Annotated in this window: 22 protein-coding genes and 1 other RNA gene; 12 read left to right on the plus strand and 11 right to left on the minus strand. The window is 70.9% G+C overall.

All coding sequences use genetic code 11. The annotated features are described in order from the left end of the window. Nucleotides 1–84: 84 nt before the first annotated feature. The 3 genes from ACOKM3_RS25225 to ACOKM3_RS25235 are packed head-to-tail and all read right to left on the minus strand — an operon-like array spanning nt 85 to nt 1925. Nucleotides 85–948, minus strand: coding sequence for a class I SAM-dependent methyltransferase (locus ACOKM3_RS25225; RefSeq protein WP_426903310.1), 864 nt, complete (start codon nt 946–948; stop codon nt 85–87). Next, a complete protein-coding gene (locus ACOKM3_RS25230) occupies nt 945–1379 on the minus strand; it encodes a VOC family protein (protein WP_266710901.1) in 435 nt (144 codons plus the stop codon). Before ACOKM3_RS25230 ends, ACOKM3_RS25225 begins: the two co-directional genes overlap by 4 nt. Before the next feature lie 57 nt (nt 1380–1436). Beyond that, nucleotides 1437–1925, minus strand: coding sequence for a helix-turn-helix transcriptional regulator (locus ACOKM3_RS25235; protein ID WP_426903311.1), 489 nt, complete (start codon nt 1923–1925; stop codon nt 1437–1439). 65 nt (nt 1926–1990) lie between these two features. On the opposite strand from ACOKM3_RS25235, the gene ACOKM3_RS25240 reads away from it, so the two are divergent. After that, the gene (locus ACOKM3_RS25240; protein ID WP_426903312.1) at nt 1991–3529 is read left to right on the plus strand and encodes a threonine/serine exporter family protein; all 1539 of its coding nucleotides are present in this window, start codon (nt 1991–1993) and stop codon (nt 3527–3529) included. On the opposite strand, the gene ACOKM3_RS25245 is transcribed toward ACOKM3_RS25240, so the two are convergent. Further along, nucleotides 3526–4008 (minus strand): MarR family winged helix-turn-helix transcriptional regulator, encoded by a 483-nt coding sequence (locus ACOKM3_RS25245; protein WP_426903313.1) that lies wholly within the window; start codon nt 4006–4008, stop codon nt 3526–3528. The genes ACOKM3_RS25240 and ACOKM3_RS25245 overlap by 4 nt on opposite strands. Nucleotides 4009–4135: 127 nt before the next feature. On the opposite strand from ACOKM3_RS25245, the gene ACOKM3_RS25250 reads away from it, so the two are divergent. Further along, nucleotides 4136–4549 carry an organic hydroperoxide resistance protein gene (locus ACOKM3_RS25250; RefSeq protein WP_426903314.1) on the plus strand — a complete coding sequence of 138 codons (414 nt, stop codon included), beginning with the start codon at nt 4136–4138 and terminating at the stop codon, nt 4547–4549. A gap of 7 nt (nt 4550–4556) precedes the next feature. Here the strand turns inward: ACOKM3_RS25250 and ACOKM3_RS25255 are convergent, their stop codons facing one another. The 6 genes from ACOKM3_RS25255 to ACOKM3_RS25280 all read right to left on the minus strand — a co-directional run bounded on the left by ACOKM3_RS25255 (nt 4557) and on the right by ACOKM3_RS25280 (nt 14021). Beyond that, nucleotides 4557–5867: a hypothetical protein gene (locus ACOKM3_RS25255; protein WP_426903315.1), complete on the minus strand. Its 1311-nt coding sequence runs from the start codon at nt 5865–5867 to the stop codon at nt 4557–4559. A 124-nt stretch (nt 5868–5991) separates the two neighbouring features. After that, nucleotides 5992–6834: a class I SAM-dependent methyltransferase gene (locus ACOKM3_RS25260; RefSeq protein ID WP_426903316.1), complete on the minus strand. Its 843-nt coding sequence runs from the start codon at nt 6832–6834 to the stop codon at nt 5992–5994. Nucleotides 6835–7009: 175 nt separating this feature from the next. Next, complete coding sequence (locus ACOKM3_RS25265; RefSeq protein ID WP_426903317.1) at nt 7010–7891, minus strand: carbohydrate ABC transporter permease; 882 nt, start codon at nt 7889–7891, stop codon at nt 7010–7012. Beyond that, nucleotides 7888–9291: a carbohydrate ABC transporter permease gene (locus ACOKM3_RS25270; RefSeq protein ID WP_426903318.1), complete on the minus strand. Its 1404-nt coding sequence runs from the start codon at nt 9289–9291 to the stop codon at nt 7888–7890. Before ACOKM3_RS25270 ends, ACOKM3_RS25265 begins: the two co-directional genes overlap by 4 nt. A 7-nt stretch (nt 9292–9298) precedes the next feature. Beyond that, complete coding sequence (locus ACOKM3_RS25275) at nt 9299–10711, minus strand: ABC transporter substrate-binding protein (protein ID WP_426903319.1); 1413 nt, start codon at nt 10709–10711, stop codon at nt 9299–9301. Between the two features lie 187 nt (nt 10712–10898). Continuing rightward, entirely contained in the window at nt 10899–14021 is a 3123-nt protein-coding gene (locus ACOKM3_RS25280) for an FHA domain-containing protein (RefSeq protein WP_426903320.1), read from the minus strand. Between the two features lie 431 nt (nt 14022–14452). On the opposite strand from ACOKM3_RS25280, the gene ACOKM3_RS25285 reads away from it, so the two are divergent. The 4 genes from ACOKM3_RS25285 (at nt 14453) to ACOKM3_RS25300 (ending at nt 19823) form a co-directional block, all read left to right on the plus strand. Further along, nucleotides 14453–16099, plus strand: coding sequence for a serine/threonine-protein kinase (locus ACOKM3_RS25285; protein ID WP_426903321.1), 1647 nt, complete (start codon nt 14453–14455; stop codon nt 16097–16099). A gap of 157 nt (nt 16100–16256) precedes the next feature. Continuing rightward, nucleotides 16257–17498 carry a serine/threonine-protein kinase gene (locus ACOKM3_RS25290; RefSeq protein WP_426903322.1) on the plus strand — a complete coding sequence of 414 codons (1242 nt, stop codon included), beginning with the start codon at nt 16257–16259 and terminating at the stop codon, nt 17496–17498. A 55-nt stretch (nt 17499–17553) separates the two neighbouring features. Beyond that, nucleotides 17554–18660 carry a peptide chain release factor 2 gene (gene prfB / locus ACOKM3_RS25295; protein WP_426903323.1) on the plus strand — a complete coding sequence of 369 codons (1107 nt, stop codon included), beginning with the start codon at nt 17554–17556 and terminating at the stop codon, nt 18658–18660. Between the two features lie 341 nt (nt 18661–19001). Further along, nucleotides 19002–19823: a hypothetical protein gene (locus tag ACOKM3_RS25300; RefSeq protein WP_426903324.1), complete on the plus strand. Its 822-nt coding sequence runs from the start codon at nt 19002–19004 to the stop codon at nt 19821–19823. Between the two features lie 68 nt (nt 19824–19891). Here the strand turns inward: ACOKM3_RS25300 and ACOKM3_RS25305 are convergent, their stop codons facing one another. Beyond that, nucleotides 19892–20083: a hypothetical protein gene (locus tag ACOKM3_RS25305; RefSeq protein ID WP_426903325.1), complete on the minus strand. Its 192-nt coding sequence runs from the start codon at nt 20081–20083 to the stop codon at nt 19892–19894. A 301-nt stretch (nt 20084–20384) separates the two neighbouring features. Here ACOKM3_RS25305 and ftsE point away from each other — a divergent pair, with 301 nt between their 5' ends. The 6 genes from ftsE to dacB all read left to right on the plus strand — a co-directional run bounded on the left by ftsE (nt 20385) and on the right by dacB (nt 26116). Further along, a complete protein-coding gene (ftsE, locus tag ACOKM3_RS25310) occupies nt 20385–21074 on the plus strand; it encodes a cell division ATP-binding protein FtsE (RefSeq protein ID WP_266710884.1) in 690 nt (229 codons plus the stop codon). 61 nt (nt 21075–21135) lie between these two features. Beyond that, nucleotides 21136–22053, plus strand: a complete 918-nt coding sequence (gene ftsX / locus ACOKM3_RS25315; protein ID WP_426903326.1) for a permease-like cell division protein FtsX — start codon at nt 21136–21138, stop codon at nt 22051–22053. Nucleotides 22054–22131: 78 nt separating this feature from the next. After that, nucleotides 22132–23304: a S41 family peptidase gene (locus tag ACOKM3_RS25320; protein WP_426903327.1), complete on the plus strand. Its 1173-nt coding sequence runs from the start codon at nt 22132–22134 to the stop codon at nt 23302–23304. Nucleotides 23305–23335: 31 nt separating this feature from the next. Continuing rightward, nucleotides 23336–23884 carry an SsrA-binding protein SmpB gene (gene smpB, locus ACOKM3_RS25325; RefSeq protein WP_399233573.1) on the plus strand — a complete coding sequence of 183 codons (549 nt, stop codon included), beginning with the start codon at nt 23336–23338 and terminating at the stop codon, nt 23882–23884. Between the two features lie 143 nt (nt 23885–24027). Further along, nucleotides 24028–24415: a transfer-messenger RNA gene (ssrA, locus tag ACOKM3_RS25330) on the plus strand. Between the two features lie 117 nt (nt 24416–24532). Continuing rightward, a complete protein-coding gene (dacB, locus tag ACOKM3_RS25335) occupies nt 24533–26116 on the plus strand; it encodes a D-alanyl-D-alanine carboxypeptidase/D-alanyl-D-alanine endopeptidase (protein WP_426903328.1) in 1584 nt (527 codons plus the stop codon). The last annotated feature ends 4 nt before the right edge of the window (nt 26117–26120 follow it).

Below are 26120 nucleotides of genomic sequence, written 5' to 3' on the forward strand. Positions count from 1 at the left end.
GTGACGTCGAATGACAACTTGGGTGTCGTTCGACGTCACAGTCCCTGCGGACTGCCTGCGGACTGTCTGCGGGCTGTCTGCGGATCAGGTGGTGGCCACCAGGAAGTCCTCGCCGCTCGACGGGCGCAGGGCGTCCTTGCGGGACGCGAAGTAGCGGGTCGCCAGGTCCGCGCCCGGGATGTGGCGGGTGGTCGCGAAGCCTGCCTCGCGGGCCAGGGTGAGCATGTCCTCGGGGGCGTAGAAGCTGAGGAAGGGCGTGCCGGAGGCGCTCGCGCCCTGCTTGCTGGTCTCCATGCCCGACCGGTCCGCCTCGTCGAGGAGGTCGGCCGGGAGGATGAAGGAGAGCGCCAGGGTCGAGCCCGGGGCGAGCTTCGCGCTCTGCTCCAGGGTGGCGGCCGTGGCCTCGCGGGTGAGGTACATGGCGACCCCCGTCGAGACGACGAGCGCCGGGCGGCGCGGATCGAAACCGGCCGCCGTGAGCCCGTCCCACCAGGACTCCCGCGCCTCGAAGTCGACGGGGACGAGGTGCAGGCGCGGCGGGACCCCGTAGTCGAGGGCTTCGAGGCGGGCGCGCTTCCAGGACTGCGGGCCCGGCTGGTCGACCTCGTAGATGTCGAGGCGGGCGGCGAGTTCCGGGCGGCGCTGGGCCAGTGTGTCGAGGCCCGCGCCGAGGATGACGTACTGGTCGACGCCGCGCTCCGACTCCCGCTCCACGAGGTCCTCGACGAAGCGGGCCCGCGAGACCATCGCCGCCCGGAAGCCGCGGGTCGCGGCCGGCTCCATGTCGGGGCGCTCGCGCCAGTCGGCGGGCGGGTTCACCAGCTTCAGGCCCACCTCGTCCTCCAGCACGTGCGGCGCCTCGTCGACCTGGACGTGCATCGCCCGCCACAGGGCGCAGCGCTCCGCCGTGTTGTCCGGTGCGGGCGCCGGGGACGGCTGCGTGCTCACGCCCACTCCTTGGTGAGGTCGAGCTCCTCGTTGCGCTCGGTCAGCGAGTACCAGTTGCCGTTGTCGTCGCGGAAGACGGCCTCGATGCCGTACGGGCGTTCCTTCGGTTCCTGGAGGAACTCGACGCCGCGTGCCTTGAACGTCTCGTAGTCGCCGCGGCAGTCGTCCGTGCGCAGCGCGCCGCCGCCGAGGACGCCCTTGGTGACCAGTTCCGTGAGGGCGCGGGCGGACTCGGGGTCGACGCCGTGGCCGTCGGGGCGCATCAGCGCGAGTTCGAACTCCGGCTGGTCCTTGGCGCCGACGGTGATCCAGCGGGAGTCGCCCATGGACATGTCGGTGCGGAGCTCCATGCCGAGCTTCTCGGTGAAGAACGTCTTCGTACGCTCCTGGTCGAGCGTCCAGATGGTGGTGATGCCGACGCCTTTGATCATGGTGGCTCCCGCGGGGCTGAGTCTGTCCTGGCTCGTCCACCGTAGGCAGCGGGGGTGTCAGTCGGCTTCTTCGGAATTGCTGTCCTCGTCCCCGCTGTTCCTGGTCGCGCTGTCTCTGGTCGGGTGGAAGCCGCCTGCCCACAGGAGGGCGTAGCAGCCGGGGATGAGTGCGGCGCCGCGGGCGATCTTCGATCGGCGGTACTCGCCGGGGGTCTGGCCCATGTGCTGCTTGAAGCGTGTCGTGAACGTGCCGAGGCCGGCGAAGCCGACCAGGTGGCAGATCTCGGTGATGCTCAGGTCGCAGGTGCGCAGCATCTCCGCGGCGCGTTCGATGCGGCGCTGGGAGAGGTACTGGCCGGGGGTCCGTCCGTAGGCCGTCTTGAAGACGCGGACGAAGTGCGAGCGCGAGTAGCCGGCGTGGGCCGCCACCGCGTCCAGGTCCAGGGTCTCGTCGGCCCAGTCGCGGTCCATCACGTCCTTGGCGGCGCGGAGCCGGCGGAGGTGCGTGAGGTGACCTTCCCTCGATCTGCTTCTGGGTCCGTCCATCGGTTCGCATCCTGGCACGAAACTCTTAAGTCGTTTAAGTGTGATGTCCGTTACGCTCCATTTGTATGCCTTCGAGGGCCCGCGCCGCCGCCACCTTCGACCGCACCGACCCCTGGCTGACGAAAGCGCTGCCCCGGCTGCGCGGCATCGAGCCGACCAGAAGTTACGGGTACGGCGGGGAGCTGCTGCACGACGACGGGCGGGCCGACATGGAGGCCTACGGCGCGCGCGTCGCCGAGCTCGCGACGCGGCTCGGGGAGGCGCTCCTGTCGTACGGGGCCTCCGCCGAGGAGGCGGTCGCCGGGATGCTGGTCGTCGCCGAGACGTACGGGCTCAGCTATTGCGAGCCGGGTGTCACGCTCGCCTCTGTGTCGCTGTCCGCGCACGCGCCCGGTGAACTCACGCCGCTGCACGCGAACCGGGTGATCCGTAAGCACGCCACCGACTTCCGTACGTTGGGGCGCATTCACGCCCTCGTCGAGCGGATCAGTGCAGGGCAGCTCGGGCTCGACGAGGCGCGGGCCGCCATAGCGCGCATCCTCGACGTGCCGGCGGAGCGCGGGCGGTGGGCGGTGTGGCGGGTGCCGGTGCAGACCGGGTTCGTGGCCGCGGGCGGTGGTATCGCCTTCGGTGGTGGTGCGCTCGCATCGGTGTGCGCGTTCCTCGCCGGGCTGCTCGGGGCGCTGCTGAGCGGCTGGTTGGGGTGCAACGGCGTGCCCTCGTTCTACCGCTCGGCCGTCGCCGCGATGCCGACCGCCGTGCTGGCCGTCGCGATCAGTCACAGCGCGCCGCCGACGACCGTGCAGTCCGTCGTGGTCGCCGGGGTGCTGGGGCTGCTGCCGACCGTCACCTTCGTCAGTGCCGTGCAGGACGCGCTCACCGGGCACTATCTGACCGCGCTCGGGCGGCTCTTCGACGCGATGCTCGTGTTCGCCGCGGTGGTCACGGGTGTGGTGGCCGTGCTCGGTGTGGGGCGGCTCGTCGGGTTCGAGGCGCCGGTCGTGCCGACGGCGGAGCGGGCCGAGTATCTGGGGGCACCCGTCGTGGGCGCCGCCGTGTTCTCGGTGGCCGTGGCGGCGCGGGCGCGGACGCCGCGGCGGGACTGGTTGCCCGCGGCGCTGCTCGGGCTCGTCGGGTTCGTGGTGGCGGCCGAGTTCGCGGTCCTCGGGCTTCCCTCGCTCGTCGGTACGGCGGTGGTGGCGGCCGGGGTCGGGTGCGCCGCGCATGCCGTGGCCCGGCGGAGGCGGGAGTCGGCGCTGCCGCTCGTCGTTCCTGGTATCGCCCCGTTGCTGCCGGGCAGCGCGTTGTACGTGGCGCTGGCCGCGCTTGCCTCCGGGCGGACCATGACGGGGATCGGGGGGCTTGTGCACGCGGCGGCGGTGACGTTGGCGATCGCGGTGGGGGTGGGCCTTGCGGGGGAGGCTGCGCAGCTTGTCCGGAGGGTTCGGGGGGCCGGAGGTTCTCGTGCGCCGCGACGGGGGCCACGTCACGGGGCTCCGCCCCGGACCCCGCGCCTCAATCGCCGGCGGGGCTTGAATTCGCCCACCCGGCGGAGGGCGAATGCGCTCACTCGGCCTGTGCCGAGTCGGCCGCCGCGGCGTTAGAGCGCCGCGTTGTCCAGCGCGGTTGTCAGGCGGTCGAGTTGGGAGCGGAGGGATTCGATCTCTTGCAGGTCGAAGCCTGTTGCGGCGGCGATTTTGCGCGGGACCTCCGCCGCGCGGACCTTCAGGGTCGCGCCGGAGTCGGTGAGTGCGACGGTCACCGAGCGCTCGTCCGTGGCGCTGCGTTCGCGGCGGACGAGGCCGTTCGCCTCCAGGCGCTTGAGGAGCGGGGAGAGGGTGCCGGAGTCGAGGCGGAGGCGTTCGCCGAGTCGCTTGACCGGGAGCGGGCCCTCCTCGGGGGCGGCCTCCCAGAGCACCAGCATGACCAGGTACTGGGGGTAGGTGAGGCCCAGGTCCTTGAGCAGCACCCGGTAGACGCCGCCGAAGGCGCGCGACGCCGCGTTGAGCGAGAAGCAGATCTGGCGGTCGAGCCGGAGGAACTCGTCGGTGCCGGGGGTGTCGGGGGTGCTGCGCTTGGCCATGCATCCAGAGTAACGCTCGCGCGATTTAGTTGTGCACAATTGAATTGTGTGCTCTATTGGTGGGGTACAGAGACAGTCGCGAAGAGATTCACGAAGACACTCACGGAACCGAGAGGCAGGTCCTCCCATGGACGCCATCTACACCGCCGTCGCCACCGCCACCCACGGCCGCGACGGGCGTGCCGTCTCCTCGGACGGCGTGATCGACCTTCAGCTCGGCATCCCGACGGAGATGGGCGGCAACGGCCAGGGCTCCAACCCGGAGCAGCTCTTCGCCGCCGGTTACGCGGCCTGCTTCGGCAGCGCGCTCGGACTCGTCGGCCGGAACGCCAAGGTGGACGTCGCCGACGCCGCCGTCACCGCCGAGGTCTCCATCGGCAAGCAGGGCGAGGGCTTCGGGCTCGCCGTCGTGCTCCGCGTCGAACTGCCCGATTCGGTCGACGCCGAGACGGGCCGCAAGCTGGTCGAGCAGGCGCACCAGGTGTGCCCGTACTCGAACGCGACGCGCGGCAACATCGACGTGCAGCTCGTCGTCGAGTAGGCCCGCGTCAACCGGCCCTGGACGTACCCCCGTTGACCCGCGCGAGCACCTCACCCGTCTGTGGGCTCCACGCCACCAGCACCGCCTCCGGCGGCAGCCGCTCGCCCCGGTCGAGCAGCAGCCAGCGGACGCGGTAGCGGTCGGCGACGGCCTCCCGTTCCGCGCGGGTGGACGTGGGGGAGAGGTAGGCGCGCACCGCCGCCCGGCGCCGGTCCCACTCGGCCCTGTCCACGACCGGGTCGGGGCGGGCGGGCGCGACCAGCGTCGGGCCGTAGCCCGGAAGCGCCCGGATCGGACGGTAGCCGCTGGTGAGGACCGTGTCGCCGGGTGGAATGTGCTGCGCGGCCCAGGTGTACGCGGGCCAGCTCGGCGGCGGGTCGAGGGCCGTGGCCAGGAAGCCGAGCGCCGCGCCCGTCGCCGCCAGCGCGCCGAGCGCCCGGCGCCGCCGCGGCCAGGGGCGGGGCGCCGCGAGGGCGATCGCCAGGGCGAGCTGGAGCGGCACCACCGTGAGGACCATGGCCGCGCCGTACGCGGAGGGATCGGCCAGTGCGGCGTACGCGAGGGCCGCGATGCCCGCCGCGCACAGCAGTACGAGCGGGTCCTTGCGGTCGCGGCGCAGCCGCAGCCACAGCGGCGGGAGGCCGATCAGCGCGAGCCACGGGAAGTGCGGCTGCGCGGGGTCCGCGTCCGGCCACAGCCATACGAGCCCCACCGCCGCGACCCCCGCCACGGTCCAGCGTGCGCTCTCCCGCGGCAGTCGCCACGCGCCCGCCCACACCCACAGGGCGATCCCGATCGCGAACGTCGACGGGTAGCCGAGGTCGATCATCAGGGAGCGCAGCGCGAGCGGTTCGGTCCGCCAGTCCGTGCTCGTTCCCCAGAGCAGCGTCAGCGTCAACAGGGCGAGAACCGGGGCCCATTGGCGTGATGTGAGCGCCCGGACGAAGCGGTTCAGGCCCGTCAGCAGGACCAGCAGGTTGGCGGGGCCCGCGAGCTTCATGACCTCCCAGCCCGTCAGGCCCGTTGCCCGCGCGAACGCTCCCTCCGCCATCGCGTACGGGGACGAGACGTACGGGTTGCCCGCGCCCGGCAGGTCGACCAGCGGGTGGCGCGGGTGCAGCAGGCTCACCTTCAGGCGTTCGATCACCGCCGCGTGCAGCCCGTAGTCGTAGGCCATCGGCACCCACCAGTACGCCAGCGTCAGCAGCAGCCAGCACAGGCCGCCGAAGACGAAGAACGGGGTCGGGCGCCAGAAGTGGCCGCCGCGCAGCGCCGTGGCGCCGCGCGCCGCTCCCCGGACGAGTGCGGTGGTCGTCATGTACGGCATGGGGCATGCGTGCCCCGCCGGAGCGGCCCGCCCCGCCTTTCGTGGGCCGTGCGGGTGAGCGCCACGGTCCACGAAGGCGGGGCGAGTCCCGAAGGAGCCGCAAGGCCCTGGGGCGTCAGCGGCCCAGCAGGGAGCGCAGCAGGCCCTTCGGACGCGGGCCCTGCGTGGGCACGGCCGACGCCGTCGACTCGTAGCGCGACACCGGCTGCGCCGGGCGCTTCGCCTTCTTGCCGTCGATGCGGATCATCGAGTGCCCGGCGACCTCCTCCGCGCCGTGCCAGAAGTCCTTGCGCCCCGCGAGCATCGCGCCCAGCTCGGTGCGCACCGGCTCGAACGGGCCCCACGTCCCGTAGAACTTGGTCGCCGTGATGCACAGCGGCTTCAGCCCCGTCGTGGCGACGGCGCCCCACGTCGCGGCCGCGACCCCCGGACAGTGCTCGGCGCGGAAGTCGTCCAGCACGACGATGCCGTCCTCGCCGAGGAGTTCGCGGGACGCCTCGATGTCGCCGTGCACGTGCTCGTACAGATGCGAGGCGTCGACATGGACGAAGCGGCAGCTGCCGGGGGCGACCACGGACGTGATCACGTGCGAGGGGCCCTGCACCACCTCTGGCAACTCGTCATGGAACGCTTGGTAGTTGGACTCGAAGGCGGTTCGCGTGAGGGTGCTGTAGGACTTGTTCATCTCCTTGTCGTTCGCCATGTCGTCGGCGGGTGAGTCGAACAGGTCGCAGACCGTGAAGGTCTCCTTCTCCTCCAGGTACTGCCCCATGAAGATGGCGCTCTTGCCCAGATAGACGCCGAGTTCGAGGAGATCCCCGTCCTGGCCGAGCGCGCGCTGCCGGCTCAGGAACCAGTCGAAGAGCACCTGGTCGATGTTGTGGAACCAGCCTTTGACGTCGTCGAGCGCGGCCGGGCGGGGCGGTTCGGCGGGCGCGGGGCGGGACTCGTGCTGCATGTCAGCTCCAGTACGGATGACGTGGGTGCGGGCCCTGCGGACGACGCGTTCGCCCGCAGGGCCCGGGAGGCCATCAGCTCTGGGTAGGTGCACGGGGTGTCCGCGCAGTGGCCGGGAGGGAACGAGAGGCCTTCTCGCTCGATAAATCCCGGTTGTACGCCTCATCCCGATCTTCCTACTTCACGGCGCCCGCCATCACGCCGGACACGAACTGACGCTGGAACGCGAAGAACACGGCCAGCGGGACCACCATCGAGATGAACGCGCCGGGACCGAGCACATCGACGTTGTTGCCGAACTGCCGTACCTGGGTCTGCAGCGCGACCGTGATCGGCTGGCTGTCGGTGTCCGTGAAGATGAGCGCGACCAGCATGTCGTTCCACACCCACAGGAACTGGAAGATGCCGAGCGAGGCGATCGCGGGAGCGCCGAGCGGCAGCACGACCCGCAGGAACAGGCGCAGTTCACCCGAGCCGTCCAGCCGGGCCGCCTCCAGGAGTTCGCGCGGGATCTCCGCGAAGAAGTTCCGCAGCAGGAACACCGCGAACGGCAGCCCGAAGCCGACATGGAAGAGGATCACGCCGAAGATCGAGCCGAAGATGCCGATGTCGCCGAAGAGGCGGGCGATCGGCACGAGCGCGACCTGCACGGGAACCACGAGCAGCCCCACCACGATCAGGAACCACCAGTCGCGGCCCGGGAACTCCATCCACGCGAACGCGTAGCCGGCCAGCGAGCCGATCACGATCACGAGCAGGGTCGCGGGCACCGTGATCAGGGCCGTGTTGACCAGGGAACGTGTGATGTCCGAGTTCTCCAGGAGGCTGCTGTAGCTCTCGAAGGTCAGCTGCGCCGGCTTGCTGAACACCGTCCACCAGCCGCTGTCCGCCATGTCCTCCGGCGAGCGCAGCGAGGAGAACAGCAGGCCGATCGTGGGCACCAGCCACAGCACGCCGATCAGCAGCAGCACGAACTGGACGAACCCGCCGCTGACCCGGTCGCCGATCCGGCGCGCGAGCGAGCGCGGTGCCTTGACGGTCTCGTGGAGAGTGGTCATCGCCTTGTCTCCCGCCGCAGCCGCCGCATGTTGAACCACATCACCGGGATCACGAGCAGCAGGAGCAGCACCGCGATCGCGCTGGCCAGGCCCTCGTTGCCCTCGCTGAACGCCGAGCTGTACAGCTGCAGGGCCAGCACGTTGGCGTCGTCCTGCGAGGAACCCGGCGCGATGATGAAGATCAGGTCGAAGATCTTCAGTACGTTGATCATCAGCGTGACGAGGACGACCGCGAGCACGGGCGCCAGGAGCGGCACCGTGACCCGGCGGAACACCTGCCACTCGGAGGCGCCGTCCACACGGGCGGCTTCGAGGAGTTCGCGGGGGATGCCGGCGAGGCCCGCCCCGATGAGCACCATCGCGAACCCGGCCCACATCCACACGTACGCGACCATGATCGAGGTCGTCACGATGTTGAGGTACAGATCGAATCCGCCGAGGTGGATCGTGAAGAACTTCTTGTCGCCGAGCCAGTCGGCGCCGTTGTACGGCTCCTTGAAGTTGGCCGCGGGCAGCCGGAGTTGGGCGCCGTCGGCCTTGGCCGGAAGTGCGAAGGTGCCGTCGGCTGCGGCCGTAGTGGAAGCCACGACCTTGCCGCCCTTGACGGCCTCGACGCGCATGCCGGGGTAGCCGACCTCGGTCGCGTCGACCTTGTTCAGGCCGCCCGCGCCCTTGCCGAGGGTGAAGTCCTGCCACACCGTGCCGGTGACCCCGGCCTTCCCGGCGGCGGGCTCCTTCGCGGGCTTGGCGTCCTCGGGCATCTGGTCGGCGGCGACGCCGACCAGCGGGAGCAGCACGGGAGTTCCGGCCCGCACCGGTTCCTTGGTGAGGAACGGTCCGCCGCTCTTCCCTTCGAGCGCGCCGTTCCCGCGCGGATGCGCCTTCGGGAACTCGGAGGAGTCGGCGAACGTGTCGTGCACCCCGACCATGACCGCGTTCACCGCGCCCTTCTCCGGGTCCTGGTCGTAGACGAGCCGGAAGATGATGCCCGCGGCCAGCATCGAGATGGCCATCGGCATGAAGACCACCAGCTTGAACGCGGTGGCCCAGCGGATCCGCTCGGTGAGCACGGCGAAGATCAGGCCGAGCGCCGTGGCGACCGTCGGGGCCAGCACCACCCACCAGATGTTGTTGTTGATCGCGGCCTTGGTGTCCTCGCGCGTGAACAGCGTCTCGTAGTTGTCGAACCCGATGAACGAGCCGCCCGAGGCGTTGAAGAAGCTGCGGAAGAGCGAGTAGCCGATCGGGTACACGACCAGGGCGCCGAGCAGGATCAGCGAAGGCAGCAGGAAGAGCCCGGCGACGGACCTGCGGGTGCCGGTGACGCTCTTACGGTTGCGTGGCGGCGTCGCGGCGGCAGCCCCGGGATCCGGGGTGCCGCCGCCGGTGGCGGAGGTCATCGCCGCGTCAGTCCTTGAACGCCTTGGCCGCTTCGGCCTCCAGGACCTTCTGGGTGCCCGCGATGTCCTTGGGGTTCATCAGGAAGTCCTGCAGCGCCTTCCACTCGCCCTTGCCGGGCGTACCGCCGAAGGCCTGCGGCATCTGGTCCGACATGTCGAAGCGGAAGTCGTCGCCGGCCCCTACGAGCGCCTTGGCGATCTCGCGCTGCACCGCGTTCGGGTACGAGGCGAGGTCCACGTTCTTGTTGGGGGAGAGGTAGCCGCCCAGCTTGGCCTGGATGGTCGCCGCCTCCGGCGAGGCCAGCCACGTCACCAGCGCCTGCGACGCCTCGGAGTCCTTCAGGATCACCGCGGCGTCACCGCCACTGACCACCGGCTTGTCACCGGAGCCGACCGCGGGGAACGGGAACACCTTCGCGTCCGTGCCGACCTTCGCCTTGGTCTGCTGGATGTTCACCTGCGCGAAGTCGCCCTCGTAGACCATGGCGCCCTTGGGCTGGTCGCCGCCGGTGAAGGTCTGCTCGACCGACTTCGTGAACTCGGTCCCCACGGCCCCCTTGTTGCCGCCGGCGAGGAAGTCCTTCTTGCCCCACAGCTGGGCGAGCGTGGTGAGCGCGTCCTTCACGGACGGGTCGGTCCACTTGATCTCGTGCTTGGCGAGCTGGTCGTACTTCTCGGGGCCCGCCTGCGACAGATAGATGTTCTCGAACCAGTCGGTCAGCGGCCAGCCGTCGGCCCCGCCGACGGAGAACGGCGTGACACCGGAGTCGTAGATCGCCTGCGAGGTGGCGAGCAGTTCCTTCCAGGTCTTCGCCTCCTTGGCGGCGGCGTTCTCGAAGACCTTGGTGTTGTACCAGACCAGGGACTTGTTGGCCGCCTTGTAGTACGCGCCGTACTGCTTGCCGTCGACCTTGCCGAGGTCCTGCCAGCCCTGGGAGTAGTTCTTGGCGAGCTGCGCCTCGGCGTCCTTGCCGAGCGGTTTGGCCCACTTCTTGTCGACGGCCTGCTTGATGGCGCCGGGCTGCGGCAGCATCGCGACGTCCGGCGGGGCGCCGCCGGCCACCTTCGAGCCGAGGAAGTTGATGATCGGGTCCTGGGCGGGGACGAAGGTGACCTTGGCGCCCGTCCGCTTCTCGAACTCCGTGAGCACCTGCTTGAAGTTCTTCTGCTCGTCGCCGGTCCACACGGCGGCGATCTCCACCGACTTGCCGTTCAGCTTCGGCAGCTTGACCGAGGACGCGGGCGTCTTGTCGCCGCTCCCGTCGGACGTGCCGTTGTCGTCATCGCCTCCACAGGCGGTGAGCGTGAGCGCGAGGGAGCCGATGGCGATGCCCACGAGGGTCGTGCGGAAGGTGTGGGTGCCGCGGGTCCTGCGGGTGCTGGGGGTGCGTGTACGAAAAGTGCTGCGAGTGCTGCCCATCACTGCCCCGTTCTCGTCCTGAACGCTGAACGTACGTACTGAGCGCTGTCCCGTGCGCACTGGTCTACGCCCGACCAGGGAGAACCGGCAAGGGTGCCCGTGCTGTCAACCGGGTGATCGTGACGGGGTCGTGATGAGTCAACTCCTCAAGCCCCTAAGGAGATTGAGCAGCAGTGGCCAGATGTGGTCACAGGAGTGACGGGACCTCGGTTGCCGAGACGGAGCGGGCCGCGCGTTCCAGGGCGCTGGCGAGGAGGGCCAGGTCGGTCGGGCCGTTGCCCAGTTCGCGGACCGGGCGGCGGTCCGGCGGGTCGCCCATGCGGGCCCACTCGAGCGCCACCACCGTGGGCCGCTGCGTCGCCGTACGGGGGATGCGCCCGGTCACCCGCCCCGCCTGCACCTCCACGTCGCGCCCGTCCGCCCCGTGCAACACCCCGCGGCCCGGCGCCGGATCCTCGCTCCCGGTCCCCGGCGCGTCGAGCACGACATGCGGCCGGGCGGCCCACCCCCCGGCCCCGCCGGAGGCGAACGCCGCCACGAGGTGCACCCCGAGCCGCTCCCCGTCCCGCACCACGGCCTCCAGGGCCCGCACGACCGACCCGGCGGCCGGCCGCCCCGGCGAACCGAGCGGCGGTGAGAGCAACGCGTCCAGGTCGTCCACGACCACCACGAGCCGCGGCAACGGAGGCCCGGCCTCCGCCTTCTCCCGCGTGGCACCGGGACGGAGCCGCATCGTCGAACTCGGCGGCACGTCCACGTCCCCGGCGCTCTCGGCGGACGGCGCGCCGCGCTGCGACACGACCCGCCCCGCCACGGCCCGCTGCGTGTGCCACTCCGAGAAGTGCGTACGCCCTATGAGCTCGGCCCGCCGCTTCAGCTCCGTGCTCAGCGCCTGGGCGAACTCCCGCATCCGTACGGGGTCGTTGGCGGCGAGATGCGTCGTGACGTGCGGCAGGTCCGTGCAGACCCGCAGCCCCTCCGCGCGCTCCCCGCCCGACGTCCCGTCGACCAGCACCATCCCGAGCCGGTCGGGACGCTCGGCCGCGGCCAGCGACGCGGCGACCGAACGCAGCAGCTCCGTACGGCCACTGCCCGCGGGCCCCTCGACCAGCAGATGGGGCCCTTCGGCGGCCAGATCCACGGTCAACGGGCCGCGGGGTCCGGCCCCGAGCACCGCCCACACCCGCCCGCCGAGCGAGTCCGGATCGTCCCCGGCCGCCGCCCAACGCGCCATCAGGGACGCCGGGGTGGCGCGGGCGAGCCCCAACTCGTCGAGGAGTCGGGAGGTTTGAGGCAGCGGCGCCGACACACGCGAGCCCGGCCGGTCACCCGAACCACCCACCGCGTCCGTGCGCAACGGCGCGAGCGCCCGCGCGAACCGCTCCGCCCAGGCGAGCGACACCGCGTCGGCCGTGCCGACCGTCCCGTGCCCGACGAGCTGTCCCTGCGCCGCCCGGTGCAACCGCAGCGTCGTCGCCACGTCACCGCTGAGCAGCGCCACGGCCCCGCACGCGCGGAACGCCGGGCTCTGAGCGCACGCCGCTTCGTAGCTCTGTGTGGCCGGAGATGCGGGTGAGGCGGCGGGCGCCTCGGCCAGGCACACGACGTGGATACCGGCCGCGGCCCCTTCGGCGGCGAGCCGCACCGTGGCCTCCCGCAGCGAGGCGCTCCCGGGGTCGCCGTCGATCACGACGACCGTGGCGGCGACGGGCTCGTCGGGCGCCTGCGCCGAGGGCCTGAGCCCCGCCGCGTGGTCGTCGAGGCGGCGCAGCAGCTCGTTCGTACGGGCCGCCGCCTGCTCCCGGTCGTACGCGAGCAGCAGCCGGCAGTCCTGGCCGTGGGCGGGCCGCACCTGGGGCAGCCAGCCGAGCCAGGACCAGTCGGCGACCCGCTCCTCCAGGGAGCGCGCACGGTCGGTCGAGATCAGCACGAGTTCCAGGCTCTCCGGCGCGTGCAGCGTCGTGAGCTGGGCGACGGCGCAGCGCGCCAGACCCGCGAGCCGCGCGCGTGGCCCCGCGAGCCCCAGCGCCCCGGCCTCGGCGAGGCCCACGGTCACCGGCACCGCAGGGAGCAGCCCCACCCCGCCGGGGCCCGGCCGGTCGACGCTGCCGAGCCGCACCGCGAGCGCCTCCGCGTGGCCAAGGCCGCGCTCCCACAGCCGCGGCCCGGGGCCGAGCGCGGTGAGGAGCAGCGCGGCCGCGTCGGGCCACGTCTCGGCGGCGCCGGCGAGGGGCCTGGGCTCCTCCTCGTACGCGGGGGCCGCGGGGGGCGAGGCCGGTCCCGCGACGGGCTCGGAGCGCTGTGGGGTCCGCAGCACGTGCGGTTCGTGGATCTCGTGGTGCTGGTCGGCCATGTCGAAGCCGTCGCGCTCGTCACGCTTGCCGCGGCGCAGCAGCCGGGAGAGCCCGCCGCGCTTGCGCGGGGCGCGTGGCAGCGAGGTGCCGCGCGCGGGGGTGCCCACGCGCGTGTCGTCCGCCTCCTCGGCCGCCTCCGGCTCGGGCACCAGTGACCGCGCGCCCCCTTGAGCGGCGTCGCCGGCCGCGCCCCAGGCGGAGTCCCCGTACGCGTGCCGGGTCTCCTGCTCGGGGCCGGCGGCATCGGCGGCAGCGGTCTGCGCGGGCGCGTCCACCGGCTTCTCGGCGAACAGCACCCGTACGTGCCCCTCCCCGTCAGGCGCAGTCCGCAGCGGCCTGGGGCGGGCGGCGTCGCCCGCGACGGAGACCCGCAGCGCCGATTCGCCGAGGCGCACCAGCGAACCGGGAGACAGGCGGACGGGGCGGGAGTCGAGGGGGCGGCCGTCCACCGACGTCCCGTTCGTCGACTCCAGGTCCTCCACCGAGATCCGGCCGTCGTCGCCGAGCGTCACCGCGCAGTGCAGGCGGGACACGTCCGGGTCGTCGAGGGAGACGTCCGCGTCGGCGGAGCGGCCGATGCGGATCTGCCCGCCGTGCAGCAGATGGACGCCGCCGGCGTCGGGACCCGCCACCACATGGAGCTGGGCCGCCGCGTCGTCCGGCTCGGGGCCGGGGTCCACGGGGGCGCCGAGCGCGATCACCGCGCCGTCGATCAGTGGGGGCTCACCTATGACGCAGCGCTGCGCGTCGAGCCGCTCCGTGCCCGCGTACAACGTCGCGGACCCCGCCTCGCCGCCCGCGACGGCCGTGGCCAGGCCGGAGGCGACCGCGGCGAGCGCCGTGCCCGCGGGGGCCGTGACCAGTACGTCAACACCGCGCGCGAGTGTGTCGTCACCACGTGCGAGCATGTCGGGGCGCGTGCCCAGGGGGTCTACGACGGTAAGCCGGATCTGCATCGCCGCCTGCGGTCCCTTCTGCGCGGGCGCCCGGAGACAGAGGGGCTGCCCCGCGGTCCCCCACCGCAGATCCCCCCACCGCCACGGGCACGTCAGCCAGTGCTGGAGGCATCCTTGCACTTGCCGCTGACAACACGCCCGCCAGCCACCCGTAAGTGATCTTGATTGGTCGGCTCTGCCCGTAAAAGTGCCTGCTCGTTGCCCGGTTGAGATCGGTCACGTCGCCCCTCGGCAACCAACGGCCCCAGCCGTGCGTCTTTCCGTCGAACACGGGTAGGTCCGGGGCCGTACCCGGGTGGTGCGGTCGGCGCGGAACCGAACCCAAAGCCACAGAAGATCGACAGTGGGTACCGGGGGATCCGCCACTAGAGTGGGTCGGAACACCCGGAACCAGGTGACCCAAGCAAGTACCGATGCAGGGAGCGCATGACGTGCGGCCGGTAGGCAGCAAGTACCTGCTCGAGGAGCCGCTCGGACGCGGCGCCACGGGCACCGTCTGGCGAGCCCGCCAGCGCGAGACGGCGGGCGCCGAGGCGGCCGTCGCCGGGCAGCCCGGCGAGACCGTCGCGATCAAGGTCCTCAAGGAAGAGCTCGCCAACGACGCGGACGTGGTGATGCGCTTCCTCAGGGAGCGCTCCGTCCTGCTGCGGCTCACCCACCCGAACATCGTGCGGACCCGCGACCTGGTCGTCGAGGGCGAGCTGCTCGCCCTCGTCATGGACCTCGTCGAGGGCCCCGACCTGCACCGCTACCTGCGCGAGAACGGCCCGTTCTCGCCGGTCGGCGCTGCGCTCCTGACCGCCCAGATCGCCGACGCGCTGGCCGCGTCGCACGCGGACGGCGTGGTGCACCGCGACCTCAAGCCGGCGAACGTGCTGCTCAAGCAGGACACCGGTGAGATGTACCCGATGCTCACCGACTTCGGCATCGCCCGCCTCGCCGACTCCCCGGGCCTGACCCGCACCCACGAGTTCGTCGGCACGCCCGCCTACGTGGCGCCCGAGTCCGCCGAGGGCCGCCCGCAGACCAGCGCCGTCGACATCTACGGCGCGGGCATCCTGCTGTACGAGCTGGTGACAGGACGGCCCCCGTTCTCCGGCGGCTCGGCCCTCGAAGTCCTGCACCAGCACCTCAGCGCCGAACCGCGCCGCCCCTCGACGGTCCCGGACCCGCTGTGGACGGTCATCGAGCGCTGCCTGCGCAAGAACCCGGACGAACGGCCGAGCGCGGAGAACCTCGCGCGCGGCCTGCGCACCGTCGCCGAGGGCATCGGCGTGCACGCGAGCAGCGCGCAGATCGCCGCAGCCGAGGGCGTCGGCGCGCTCCTGATGCCGGACCCCACCCCGGCCCAGGTCCCCGGCACCCCCGGCACCTCGGACGCGGACCCCACGCAGGTGCTGCCGAACAACGCGGCGGCCGCGGGCCTCGCGGGCGCGGCAGGAGCGGCGGCCGGCGCCGCCGCGGCATCGGCGTACGACCCGAACGCGGCCACCAGCGTCATGAACCAGCAGGGCGGCGACCAGAACGCCGACGCGGCCGATCCGACGGCCGTCATGCCGCCGATGCCGCAGGGCCCGCCGCAGCAGATGCCCGACGCCTGGGGCGATCAACTGCGCGCCGCCCGCGACCGCAACGAGCAGACGCAGGTCCAGTACCTCGACCCGAACGAGGACCCGCTGCGCCGCCGCCCGCAGCGCCAGGTCGCGCGCCCGCAGCAGCAGCCCCAGCAACCCCCGCAGCACCAGCCGCAGCAGTACGCGCAGCGGCAGCAGCCGCAGCAGCCCCAGCAGTACGCGCCGCCGCAGCAGCCGCCGCCCCGCCAGGCCCCGCGCCCGGCACCGGAGCCGCGTGAGCCGCGCCGCCGCAGCCCCAACCGGATGCGGATCCCGGGTCTCGGCTGCCTCAAGGGCTGCCTGTTCATGATCGTGATGCTCTTCGTGGTGAGCTGGCTGGTCTGGGAGTTCACCCCGCTCCAGGACTGGATCGGCACCGGCAAGGGCTACTGGGCCCAGATCTCCGACTGGTTCTCCACGGTCTCCGGCTGGATCGGCGACCTGGGGAGCAAAACCGGCAACTAGTCCGTCTTGACGGACTGTCACGACCGACCGCCGAAGGGCAACTGATCGGTGACGTTGGAGATTTGTCGACACCCAGCGGGTGAATTCCCCCTCTGATGCGTAGGTTGGCGTCCGAGCCGCGTAGCTTGGGCGCCAACACGCGTCTGTAGGAGCAGCCTTGGCACGGAAGATCGGCAGCCGGTACACCGCACACCAGATCCTGGGGCGCGGCAGTGCGGGCACGGTGTGGCTGGGCGAGGGACCCGAGGGTCCGGTCGCCATCAAACTGCTGCGCGAGGACCTCGCAGCGGACCAGGAACTGGTCGGCCGCTTCGTCCAGGAGCGCACCGCCCTGCTGAGCCTCGACCACGCGCGCGTGGTCGGCGTGCGCGACCTGGTGGTGGACGGCAACGACCTGGCGCTCGTCATGGACCTCGTACGCGGCACGGACCTGCGCACGCGGCTCGACCGCGAGCGCCGGATGCCGCCCGAGGCGGCGGTCGCCGTGGTCGCGGACATCGCCGAGGGCCTCGCCGCCGCGCACGCCGCGGGCATCGTGCACCGCGACGTCAAGCCGGAGAACGTACTCCTGGACATGCAGGGCGAGCTCGGCCCCGGCGGCTCCCACCCCGCACTGCTCACCGACTTCGGCATCGCCAAGCTGATCGACACCCCGCGCCGAACCCGCGCGACGAAGATCATCGGCACGCCCGACTACCTCGCCCCCGAGGTCATCGAGGGCCTGCCCGCGCGCGCGGCCGTCGACATCTACGCGCTCGCGACGGTCCTGTACGAACTCCTCGCGGGCTTCACGCCGTTCGGGGGCGGCCACCCCGGCGCCATCCTGCGCCGGCACGTCACGGAGACGGTGGTCCCGCTCCCCGGCATCCCCGACGAGCTGTGGCAGCTGCTCATCCAGTGCCTCGCCAAGGCCCCGGCCTCCCGCCTGCGGGCCTCCGAGCTGGCCGCGCGCCTGCGCGAACTTCAGCCGATGCTCACGGGCCTGCCCCCGCTCGACGTGGACGAGCCGGAGACGGAGCCCGCCCCCGACGAGTCGGAGCAGCGGGCCGAGACGCCGCAGGAGCCCCCGGAGCGGCCCCGCCGCGGCGCCGTCTCCCTGATCCCCGGCTCCGCGCCCAAGGACTCCAACCGCGACACCCATACGTCGATGAGGGTCCCGGCCCCGGACGAGCTGGCCGGCGGCGCCCGCGGCACGGCCCGCGCGCCCCGCGCCCACGGGTCGCCACGGCCCGGCTCGGCCCGCAACCGGCACTCCGCGCGCCGCAGACGCATCACGCTCGGGGTGGCAGGCCTCGTACTGGTCGCCGCGGTCGGCGGCGGCGTATGGGCGGCCACATCCTCGGGCTCCGACGAGGCGCCCCCCTCGGACAGCAACAATTCCGCACCGAGTGAGCCATAGGCCGACCCGGGGGCGGCCGACACCGATCACTTGCGCCACCCCTTACGCTTGTCCTGTGGCAGTCGTCGATGTATCCGAAGAGCTGAAGTCCCTCTCCTCGACCATGGAGTCGATCGAGGCCGTCCTGGACCTCGACAAGCTGAGGGCAGATATCGCCGTGCTCGAGGAGCAGGCGGCCGCGCCGTCCCTGTGGGACGACCCGGAGGCGGCGCAGAAGATCACCAGCAAGCTGAGCCACCTCCAGGCGGAGGTCCGCAAGACCGAGGCGCTGCGCAGCCGTCTCGACGACCTCGGCGTGCTGTTCGAGATGGCCGAGGAGGAGGACGACCCGGACACCCGTGCCGAGGCCGAGTCCGAGCTCACGGCCGTCAAGAAGGCGCTGGACGAGATGGAGGTCCGCACCCTCCTGTCCGGCGAGTACGACGCCCGCGAGGCGGTCGTCAACATCCGCGCGGAGGCCGGCGGCGTCGACGCCGCGGACTTCGCCGAGCAGCTGCAGCGCATGTACCTGCGCTGGGCCGAGCGCCACGGCTACAAGACCGACGTCTACGAGACCTCGTACGCGGAAGAGGCCGGCATCAAGTCGACCACCTTCGCCGTCCAGGTCCCGTACGCGTACGGGACGCTCTCCGTCGAGCAGGGCACGCACCGCCTGGTGCGCATCTCGCCGTTCGACAACCAGGGCCGCCGCCAGACGTCCTTCGCGGGCGTCGAGGTGCTCCCGGTGGTCGAGCAGACCGACCACGTCGAGATCGACGAGTCGGACCTGCGCGTGGACGTCTACCGCTCCTCGGGCCCCGGCGGCCAGGGCGTGAACACGACGGACTCCGCGGTCCGCCTGACGCACATCCCCACCGGCATCGTGGTCTCCTGCCAGAACGAGCGCTCGCAGATCCAGAACAAGGCCACGGCCATGAACGTTCTGCAGGCCAAGCTCCTCGAGCGCCAGCGCCAGGAGGAGCGCGCCAAGATGGACGCCCTCAAGGGCGACGGCGGCAGCTCCTGGGGCAACCAGATGCGTTCGTACGTCCTGCACCCGTACCAGATGGTGAAGGACCTGCGTACGGAGTTCGAGGTCGGCAACCCGCAGGCCGTTCTCGACGGCGAGATCGACGGCTTCATCGAGGCCGGAATTCGCTGGCGCAAGCAGCAGGAGAAGTAACTCCAGGATTCAACGAATCAGAGGCAACTGCCGTTCGAGGAGCGGCAGTTGCCTTTCGTTTTGCCCGCCCCGAACTCCAAATGTGCCGTACTTGTGAAGACTGGCCTGGCATTTACGTCACAGTCACATGTTCGTAAGGCGACCAACTCCCCTTAATTGTGGACATAGCGTGCGCAACGCCCTTGACGTTGATCCCAAAAGTGGAAAGGCTGGCGCGCGGCATGCGTATTAGTGGGACGCGTGTGAACGGGGGAGGGGTGAACGAGGCCTCTGCTGCCTCCGGTTGAACGCGGTCCCTGGCGCTGCTCCAATGACGATTGGCTACTGGGGGTAGCAGACAGATGACCAAGAAGACGCGGATCCGCGTTGCGCGGATAGCGGCCGGCGCGGTGATCGCGGCCGGTGCCTCGCTGACCGCCGCGGGTGCGGCATCCGCCGCCACCGTCGACGAGAAGAGCGGCGAGACCTGCGGCCCGCTCGGCCTTATTTGCTGGCCCACCGAGGACGACGGCGCGGACGACGGCGGCGACGAAGGCGGCACCGAGGGGTCGATCGCCGGCGTCGCTGGTGGCGGCGACGGCGGCTCGATTGCCGGCGTGGCCACTGGCGGCAGCGGCGGCGACGATGGCTCGGTTGCCGGTGTGACCACCGGCGGCAATGGTGGCGACGACTCCACCGGTGGCGCCACGACCGGCGGTGACGACTCCACCGGCGGTGCCACGACCGGCGGCGACGACTCCACCGGTGGCAACGGCAATTCGGGCGGCAACGGCAACTCGGGTGGTAACGGCAACTCGGGCGGCAATGGCAACTCGGGTGGCAACGGCACCGGCGGTTCCTCCACCGGTGGCGACGACTCCACGGGTGGCGGCTCCAGCACCGGTGGCTCGTCCACCGGCGGTGGTGACAACACCAACCCCGACGGCAACAACAGCCCCGTCGAGCAGGGTCAGGGCAAGGACAGCCTGCAGGACACCGGTTCCGCTCCCGTCGAGCAGACCGGCACGGGCTCCGGCAACGCCAAGGCCGGCGGTGAGCTCGCCGAGACCGGTTCCTCCGGCACCACGTTCCTGGTGATCGGTGCGGCCACGATGATCGCGGGCGGTGTCGGCTTCCGACTCCTGCCGCGTCTCGCGAACAACCGCGGCGGCGCCGCCGCGTAGTACCGCGCACACGCAAAGGGCCCGGAGCCGATCGGCTCCGGGCCCTTTCGCATGTCTGTGTGCGGCGGCTACACCGTCTGATGCGCGAGGAGCGCCATCGCTGCCACGAGCACCGCCACCAGAGCGACCAGCGCCATGGGGCTGAGCGCGGACAGCGGGTTCTGCTGCTGAAGCCGATCGCGATTCGCCCGGCACACCGGGCAGCGGCCCTCGCTCACCGGGGCCGCGCAGTTCGCGCACACCAATCGGTCGTAGGTCATGCGCTTCTCCTCCTCCCGCGCGGCGGAGCTTGCCACCGGGCACCCCTGGGGTTCTCTCCGCTCAACGCTCCGGGAAACGCAACCGTTCCCCCTACCACTGTGCCAGCTTCCCGGAAATTCGGCGCGTCCCCCTGGAAGTAGCGCCCCTGACCAGGTACTGGGCGGACAATTCCGGCTCCGTATGCGGCATCACAGCGGGACAAAACGCTCAACGGGGGACGGCGCCTGCGCTCCGTGCGCGGCTTCGCGTATGGTCACGCACACCTACCTCCGACGCCCCCCGATGCACCGAGGCGCACCCGTGATCCGATTCGACAACGTCTCCAAGGTCTATCCCAAGCAGACCCGGCCCGCCCTCAGGGATGTCTCCCTGGAGGTGGAGCGTGGTGAGTTCGTCTTCCTGGTCGGCTCGTCCGGCTCCGGCAAGTCGACGTTCCTGCGTCTCGTGCTGCGCGAGGAGCGGGCCAGCCACGGCCAGGTGCACGTCCTGGGCAAGGACCTCGGACGCGTATCCAACTGGAAGGTCCCGCAGATCCGCCGCCAGCTCGGCACGGTCTTCCAGGACTTCCGGCTCCTGCCCAACAAGACGGTCGGTGAAAACGTCGCCTTCGCCCAGGAGGTCATCGGCAAGTCCCGCGGTGAGATCCGCAAGTCCGTGCCGCAGGTCCTCGACCTCGTCGGCCTCGGCGGCAAGGACGACCGGATGCCCGGCGAGCTCTCCGGTGGTGAGCAGCAGCGCGTGGCGATCGCGCGGGCCTTCGTCAACCGGCCCAAGCTGCTGATCGCGGACGAGCCGACGGGCAACCTCGACCCGCAGACCTCGGTCGGCATCATGAAGCTGCTCGACCGGATCAACCGGACGGGCACCACCGTGATCATGGCGACCCACGACCAGAACATCGTGGACCAGATGCGCAAGCGCGTCATCGAGCTGGAGCACGGCCGCCTCGTCCGCGACCAGTCGCGCGGCGTCTACGGCTACCAGCACTGACAAACCGCAGAACCGCGAGAAGTACCGAGAAAAGAAAGCTGCGAAAGGCGTTAGTGACGCTATGCGTGCCCAATTCGTTCTGTCGGAGATCGGCGTAGGCCTCCGCCGTAACCTCACGATGACCTTCGCCGTGATCATCTCGGTTGCCCTCTCGCTCGCTCTGTTCGGCGGCTCGCTGCTCATGAGCGACCAGGTCAACCAGATGAAGGGCTACTGGTACGACAAGGTCAACGTCTCGATCTTCCTGTGCAACAAGGGAGATGCCGACTCCGACCCGAACTGCGCCAAGGGCCCGGTCACGACCGAGCAGAAGAAGGAGATCCGGCGGGACCTCGACAAGCTGCCCGTCGTCGAGTCCGTGGCGCACGAGTCGCAGGACCAGGCGTACAAGCACTACAAGGAGCAGTTCGGCGACTCCCCGCTGGCCAGCTCGCTCACGCCGGACCAGCTCCAGGAGTCGTACCGGATCAAGCTGAAGGACCCGGAGAAGTACAACGTCATCGCGACTGCGTTCAACGGGCGGCCCGGTGTGCAGTCCGTGCAGGACCAGAAGGGCGTGCTCGACAACCTCTTCCGGCTGCTCGGCTACCTCAACTACGCGGCCAGCGCGGTCATGGCGGTGATGCTCGTCGTCGCGCTGCTGCTGATCGTGAACACCGTCCGGGTGTCCGCGTTCAGCCGCCGGCGCGAGACCGGCATCATGCGGCTCGTCGGCGCGTCCGGCTTCTACATCCAGGCGCCGTTCATCATGGAGGCCGCGGTCGCCGGACTCATCGGCGGCGGCATCGCCTGTGTGTTCCTCGCGGCCGGCCAGTACTTCGTGATCGACAACGGAGTGGCGCTCTCCGACAAGCTGCAGCTCATCAACTTCATCGGCTGGGACTCGGTGTTGACGAAGCTGCCGCTGATCCTCGCCGTGAGTGTGCTGATGCCGGCGCTTGCCGCGTTCGTCGCGTTGCGCAAGTATCTGAAGGTGTGACGAGAGTCCTTCGCGCCACGGGGCGTCGTGCGGGTCAACGGCCCGTACGGCGCCCTTGGTTGTCCTAGACTCACCGACATGTCAGGTCCGGAGCTGTACTCCACGCCCCGCCGTATCGGCCGCGGGGCGACCCTGACATTGATCTTCATGACGGTCCTCGCCGCGGGCGCCGCGACCGGCTCCTGGCCGGGGGAGCACCGAAAACCCACGGAGAACGCGGACAGTTCGCTCGTCGCCGCGCACGAGAAGCCGATCGCGGGACCGACCGATCCGAGCGACGCGGCGGCCGAGGCGATGGCCGACGGGAAGTCGCCCACGAAGGCCGCCCAGGACGCCGTCAGCCGCAGCGGCGACCGCTGGGGCTCCGTCTACTCGCAGGGCGAGTACGAGGAGTTCGAGCAGGCCCTCGACGGCGAGTACACCGGCATCGGCCTGCGGGCCCGCCGCACCGCCGACGGGTCGGTGCGGGTCTCCAAGGTCCGGCAGGGATCGCCCGCGCAGCGCGCCGGCATCCGCGAGGGCGACCGGATCGCGGCGGTCGACGGCGAGCCGGTCACCGGGCACCCCGTCACCGAGGTCCTCGCGCTCCTGCGGGGCAAGCACGCGGGCACCCCCGTCCACGTAGGCCTGCAGCGCGGTACGCGCGCGTGGAGCGAGACCCTGCGCCGCGCCAACCTGTCGACCGACTCCGTCACCTCCGCACAGCTGCCCGACGGCGCGACGCTCGTGAAGGTGAGCGCCTTCACCAAGGGCGTCGGCGACCAGGTGCGCACGGCGGTCGCCGCGGCACCCGCGCGCGCGGGCGTCGTGCTCGACCTGCGGGGCAACTCCGGCGGACTGGTCACCGAGGCGGTCAGGGCGTCCTCCGCGTTCCTCGACGGCGGGCTCGTGGCGACGTACGACGTGCGCGGGGCGCAGCGGGCCCTGCACGCACAGCGAGGTGCCGACACGTCCAGACCGGTGGTCGTGCTCGTCGACAGCGGGACGATGAGCGCGGCCGAGCTGCTCACCGGCGCCCTGCAGGACCGCGGCCGCGCGGTCGTCGTGGGCTCCAGGACCTTCGGCAAGGGTTCGGTCCAGATGCCGAGCCGACTGCCCGACGGCTCCGTGGCGGAGCTCACCGTCGGGCACTACCGCACTCCCTCGGGCCGCGCGGTCGACGGCCGGGGCATCACCCCCGATCTGGAGACCGGGGCGGACACGCTGCGGCGGGCGGAGACAGTATTGACTGGCCTCGGGGCCCCCTCGTAGTGCGAAAATGGTCAGCACTATGGCCAAGGCAATGTATGTACCGAAGGAGTCCCAGCCCAAGCAGGGCAAAAAGGGGGCGTCGTCCGACAAGAAGGACGGCAAGCGCAAGATGGTCGCGCAGAACAAGAAGGCGCGCCACGACTACCTGATCATGGACACCTACGAGGCCGGCATCGTGCTGACCGGCACGGAGGTCAAGTCGCTGCGGCAGGGCCGCACCTCGCTGGCCGACGCCTTCGTCCAGATCGACAGGGGCGAGGCCTGGCTGCACAACGCCCACATCCCCGAGTACAACCAGGGCACCTGGACGAACCACGCGGTGCGCCGCAAGCGCAAGCTGCTGCTGCACCGCGAGGAGATCGACAAGCTGGAGTCGAAGTCCGAGGAGACGGGTCACACGATCGTGACCCTGGCGATCTACTTCAAGGACGGCCGGGCGAAGGCCGAGATCGCGCTCGCCAAGGGCAAGAAGGAGTACGACAAGCGGCAGACGCTGCGCGAGAAGCAGGACCGGCGGGACTCGGACCGGGCGATCGCGGCGGCGAAGCGGCGGCAGCGGAACAACGAGCGGATGGGCTGACGCCCGTCCGTCAGGAATACGCTGGCATCGTCGTGCGTTGGTCACGTACGATGGGGTTGTTCCTCACGCAGGGACGCCGGATCGAAAGATCCACGGGTCGCAAGGCCCACGGACCGCAAGGTCCACCTTTGAAAAATCCACATGGGGATGATCGGTTTCGACAGCGGATGTCGAAGCAGGGGAAGCGTGTCGAGGAAGCGGCAATGATCTCGTTAACCATATGTCGCAACCAATAATCGCCAATTCTAAGAGCGATTCCCAGTCCTTCGCCCTCGCTGCCTAATAACAGCGACTGAAGGACCCTAAAAGGGTGTCAGCCCGGGAGTGTTCCCGGCCCGGATCCTGGCATAATCTAGGGAACTAAACTTTTCCGTCCGGCCACGGGGCGGAAAAGGAAATCAAACAGTGGCTGGGCCCGTCGGTGACTTGTTCGCGTGATCACCGGGGCCGAGAAAATCGAAGCGAACTGCACACGGAGAAGCCCTGCTGCTGCACCGTTGGACGCGGGTTCGATTCCCGCCATCTCCACCATCGTTTCATCCCATGCGATACGGGCCCGACTGTTCACACGGTCGGGCCTTTGTCGTTGGTCGTTGGCTCAGTAGTGGGTCTTGGCGGGGCCCTGCGCTTCCGGGATGCTCCTGTGGCATGAGGAGACGTAAGGGATCGAGATGGGCCCTGCCCGCCGTAGCCGTCTGCGTTGCCGCCACGCTGAGTTGGGGAGCGCCCGCCGGCGCGGAATCCACCCCCGGCGGGCTGCCGGAGGCGATCGACACGATTCTCGGGGACGCCCGGATGGAGGGCGGCGCGGCGAGCGTCGTCGTGGCCGACGCGAAGACCGGGGAGACCCTGTACCAGCACAATCCGACCGGGCGGCTGATGCCCGCCTCCAACACGAAGCTCGCCACCTCCGCCGCGGCCATGGGCGTCCTCGGCCCCGACTACCGCTTCGGCACGGACGTGCTCGCGGGTGGGCGGGTGCGGAGCGGGGTGCTCGACGGGGACCTGTATCTGCGCGGCACCGGGGACCCGACCACCCTCGCCGCCGACTACGACAAGCTCGCGGCCGACGTCGCCGCGGCCGGTGTGAAGCGGGTGAGCGGACGCCTTGTCGCCGACGACACCCGGTTCGACGACCACCGGATCGGTGACACCTGGGGCGGCGACGACGAGTCCTCGTACTACGCCGCCCAGATCAGCGCGTTGAGCGTCGCCCCGGACACCGACTACGACACCGGGACCGTCATCGTCGAGGTGAAGCCCGGCGCCAAGGCGGGGGACGAGCCCGCCGTCAGCGTCACGCCGAAGAACCGCTACGTGCACATCGACATGGAGGCGTCCACCGTAGGGGCCGGGGGCGAGGACACCGTCGCCGTCGAGCGGCGGCACGGGACCAACACCATCACCGTGAGCGGCACCGTGCCGGTGGGCGGGGACACCACCAAGGAGTGGGTGACCGTGTGGGAGCCGACCGGGTACGCGGCCGCCGTGTTCCGCGACGCGCTCGCCGCGCACGGGGTGAAGGTCGGCGGGGGTACCAAGCTGGGGCGGGCCACGCCCGCGGGCGCGAAGCGGCTCGCCGCGCACGAGTCCATGCCCCTGAAGGACCTGCTGATCCCGTTCATGAAGCTCTCCAACAACATGCACGCCGAGTCCCTCACCAAGGCCATGGGGTACAAGGCGACCGGAAAACCCGGGAGTTGGGGTGCCGGAATCGACGCCGTCGCCGACTATCTGAAGGGCGCCGGGGTCGACGCCACCAAGCTGCGGCAGGTCGACGGGTCCGGGCTCTCGCGCAAGGACAACTTCGCCGCCCGGCAGCTCGCCGACCTCCTCCTCTCCGTACAGGACGAGCCCTGGTACGCCGACTGGTACAAGTCGCTGCCGGTGGCCTGCGACCCGGACCGGTTCGTCGGCGGGACGCTGCGGAGCCGGATGTGCGACACGCCCGCCGCTCTCAACGCCCGTGGCAAGACAGGGTCGTTGACGGGCGCGTCGGCACTGTCCGGGTACGTGAAGGACGCCGACGGGCGGCTGCTCGTCTACAGCGTCGTCCAGAACAACTACCTCGTCGACTCCGTGAAGCCGCTCGAGGACGCCATCGTCGTGACCCTCGCGAAGTCGACCTCGAAGGAGGCGACGGCCGCCGTGCCGAAGTCCACGCGCGCCGTGCCGGCCGCCGAGCGGGACGGCGACCTGGAGTGCTCGTGGCGCAAGCCGGCCACGTGCTGAGCGG

The sequence above is a fragment of the Streptomyces nidicola genome (assembly GCF_050106155.1).
Classification (GTDB): domain Bacteria; phylum Actinomycetota; class Actinomycetes; order Streptomycetales; family Streptomycetaceae; genus Streptomyces.

What these genes read in the sequence shown, in the direction of transcription:
- ACOKM3_RS25300 (WP_426903324.1), top strand. Translation starts at nt 19,002, where the DNA reads ATGACCAAGAAGACGCGGATCCGCGTTGCGCGGATAGCGGCCGGCGCG.
- ACOKM3_RS25250 (WP_426903314.1), top strand. Translation starts at nt 4,136, where the DNA reads ATGGACGCCATCTACACCGCCGTCGCCACCGCCACCCACGGCCGCGAC.
- dacB (WP_426903328.1), top strand. Translation starts at nt 24,533, where the DNA reads ATGAGGAGACGTAAGGGATCGAGATGGGCCCTGCCCGCCGTAGCCGTC.
- ACOKM3_RS25275 (WP_426903319.1), bottom strand. Translation starts at nt 10,711, where the DNA reads ATGGGCAGCACTCGCAGCACTTTTCGTACACGCACCCCCAGCACCCGC.
- ACOKM3_RS25305 (WP_426903325.1), bottom strand. Translation starts at nt 20,083, where the DNA reads ATGACCTACGACCGATTGGTGTGCGCGAACTGCGCGGCCCCGGTGAGC.
- ACOKM3_RS25235 (WP_426903311.1), bottom strand. Translation starts at nt 1,925, where the DNA reads ATGGACGGACCCAGAAGCAGATCGAGGGAAGGTCACCTCACGCACCTC.
- ftsX (WP_426903326.1), top strand. Translation starts at nt 21,136, where the DNA reads ATGCGTGCCCAATTCGTTCTGTCGGAGATCGGCGTAGGCCTCCGCCGT.
- ACOKM3_RS25255 (WP_426903315.1), bottom strand. Translation starts at nt 5,867, where the DNA reads ATGACGACCACCGCACTCGTCCGGGGAGCGGCGCGCGGCGCCACGGCG.
- ACOKM3_RS25265 (WP_426903317.1), bottom strand. Translation starts at nt 7,891, where the DNA reads ATGACCACTCTCCACGAGACCGTCAAGGCACCGCGCTCGCTCGCGCGC.
- smpB (WP_399233573.1), top strand. Translation starts at nt 23,336, where the DNA reads ATGTATGTACCGAAGGAGTCCCAGCCCAAGCAGGGCAAAAAGGGGGCG.
- ACOKM3_RS25260 (WP_426903316.1), bottom strand. Translation starts at nt 6,834, where the DNA reads ATGCAGCACGAGTCCCGCCCCGCGCCCGCCGAACCGCCCCGCCCGGCC.
- ACOKM3_RS25320 (WP_426903327.1), top strand. Translation starts at nt 22,132, where the DNA reads ATGTCAGGTCCGGAGCTGTACTCCACGCCCCGCCGTATCGGCCGCGGG.
- ACOKM3_RS25270 (WP_426903318.1), bottom strand. Translation starts at nt 9,291, where the DNA reads ATGACCTCCGCCACCGGCGGCGGCACCCCGGATCCCGGGGCTGCCGCC.
- ACOKM3_RS25240 (WP_426903312.1), top strand. Translation starts at nt 1,991, where the DNA reads ATGCCTTCGAGGGCCCGCGCCGCCGCCACCTTCGACCGCACCGACCCC.
- ACOKM3_RS25280 (WP_426903320.1), bottom strand. Translation starts at nt 14,021, where the DNA reads ATGCAGATCCGGCTTACCGTCGTAGACCCCCTGGGCACGCGCCCCGAC.
- ACOKM3_RS25230 (WP_266710901.1), bottom strand. Translation starts at nt 1,379, where the DNA reads ATGATCAAAGGCGTCGGCATCACCACCATCTGGACGCTCGACCAGGAG.
- ACOKM3_RS25245 (WP_426903313.1), bottom strand. Translation starts at nt 4,008, where the DNA reads ATGGCCAAGCGCAGCACCCCCGACACCCCCGGCACCGACGAGTTCCTC.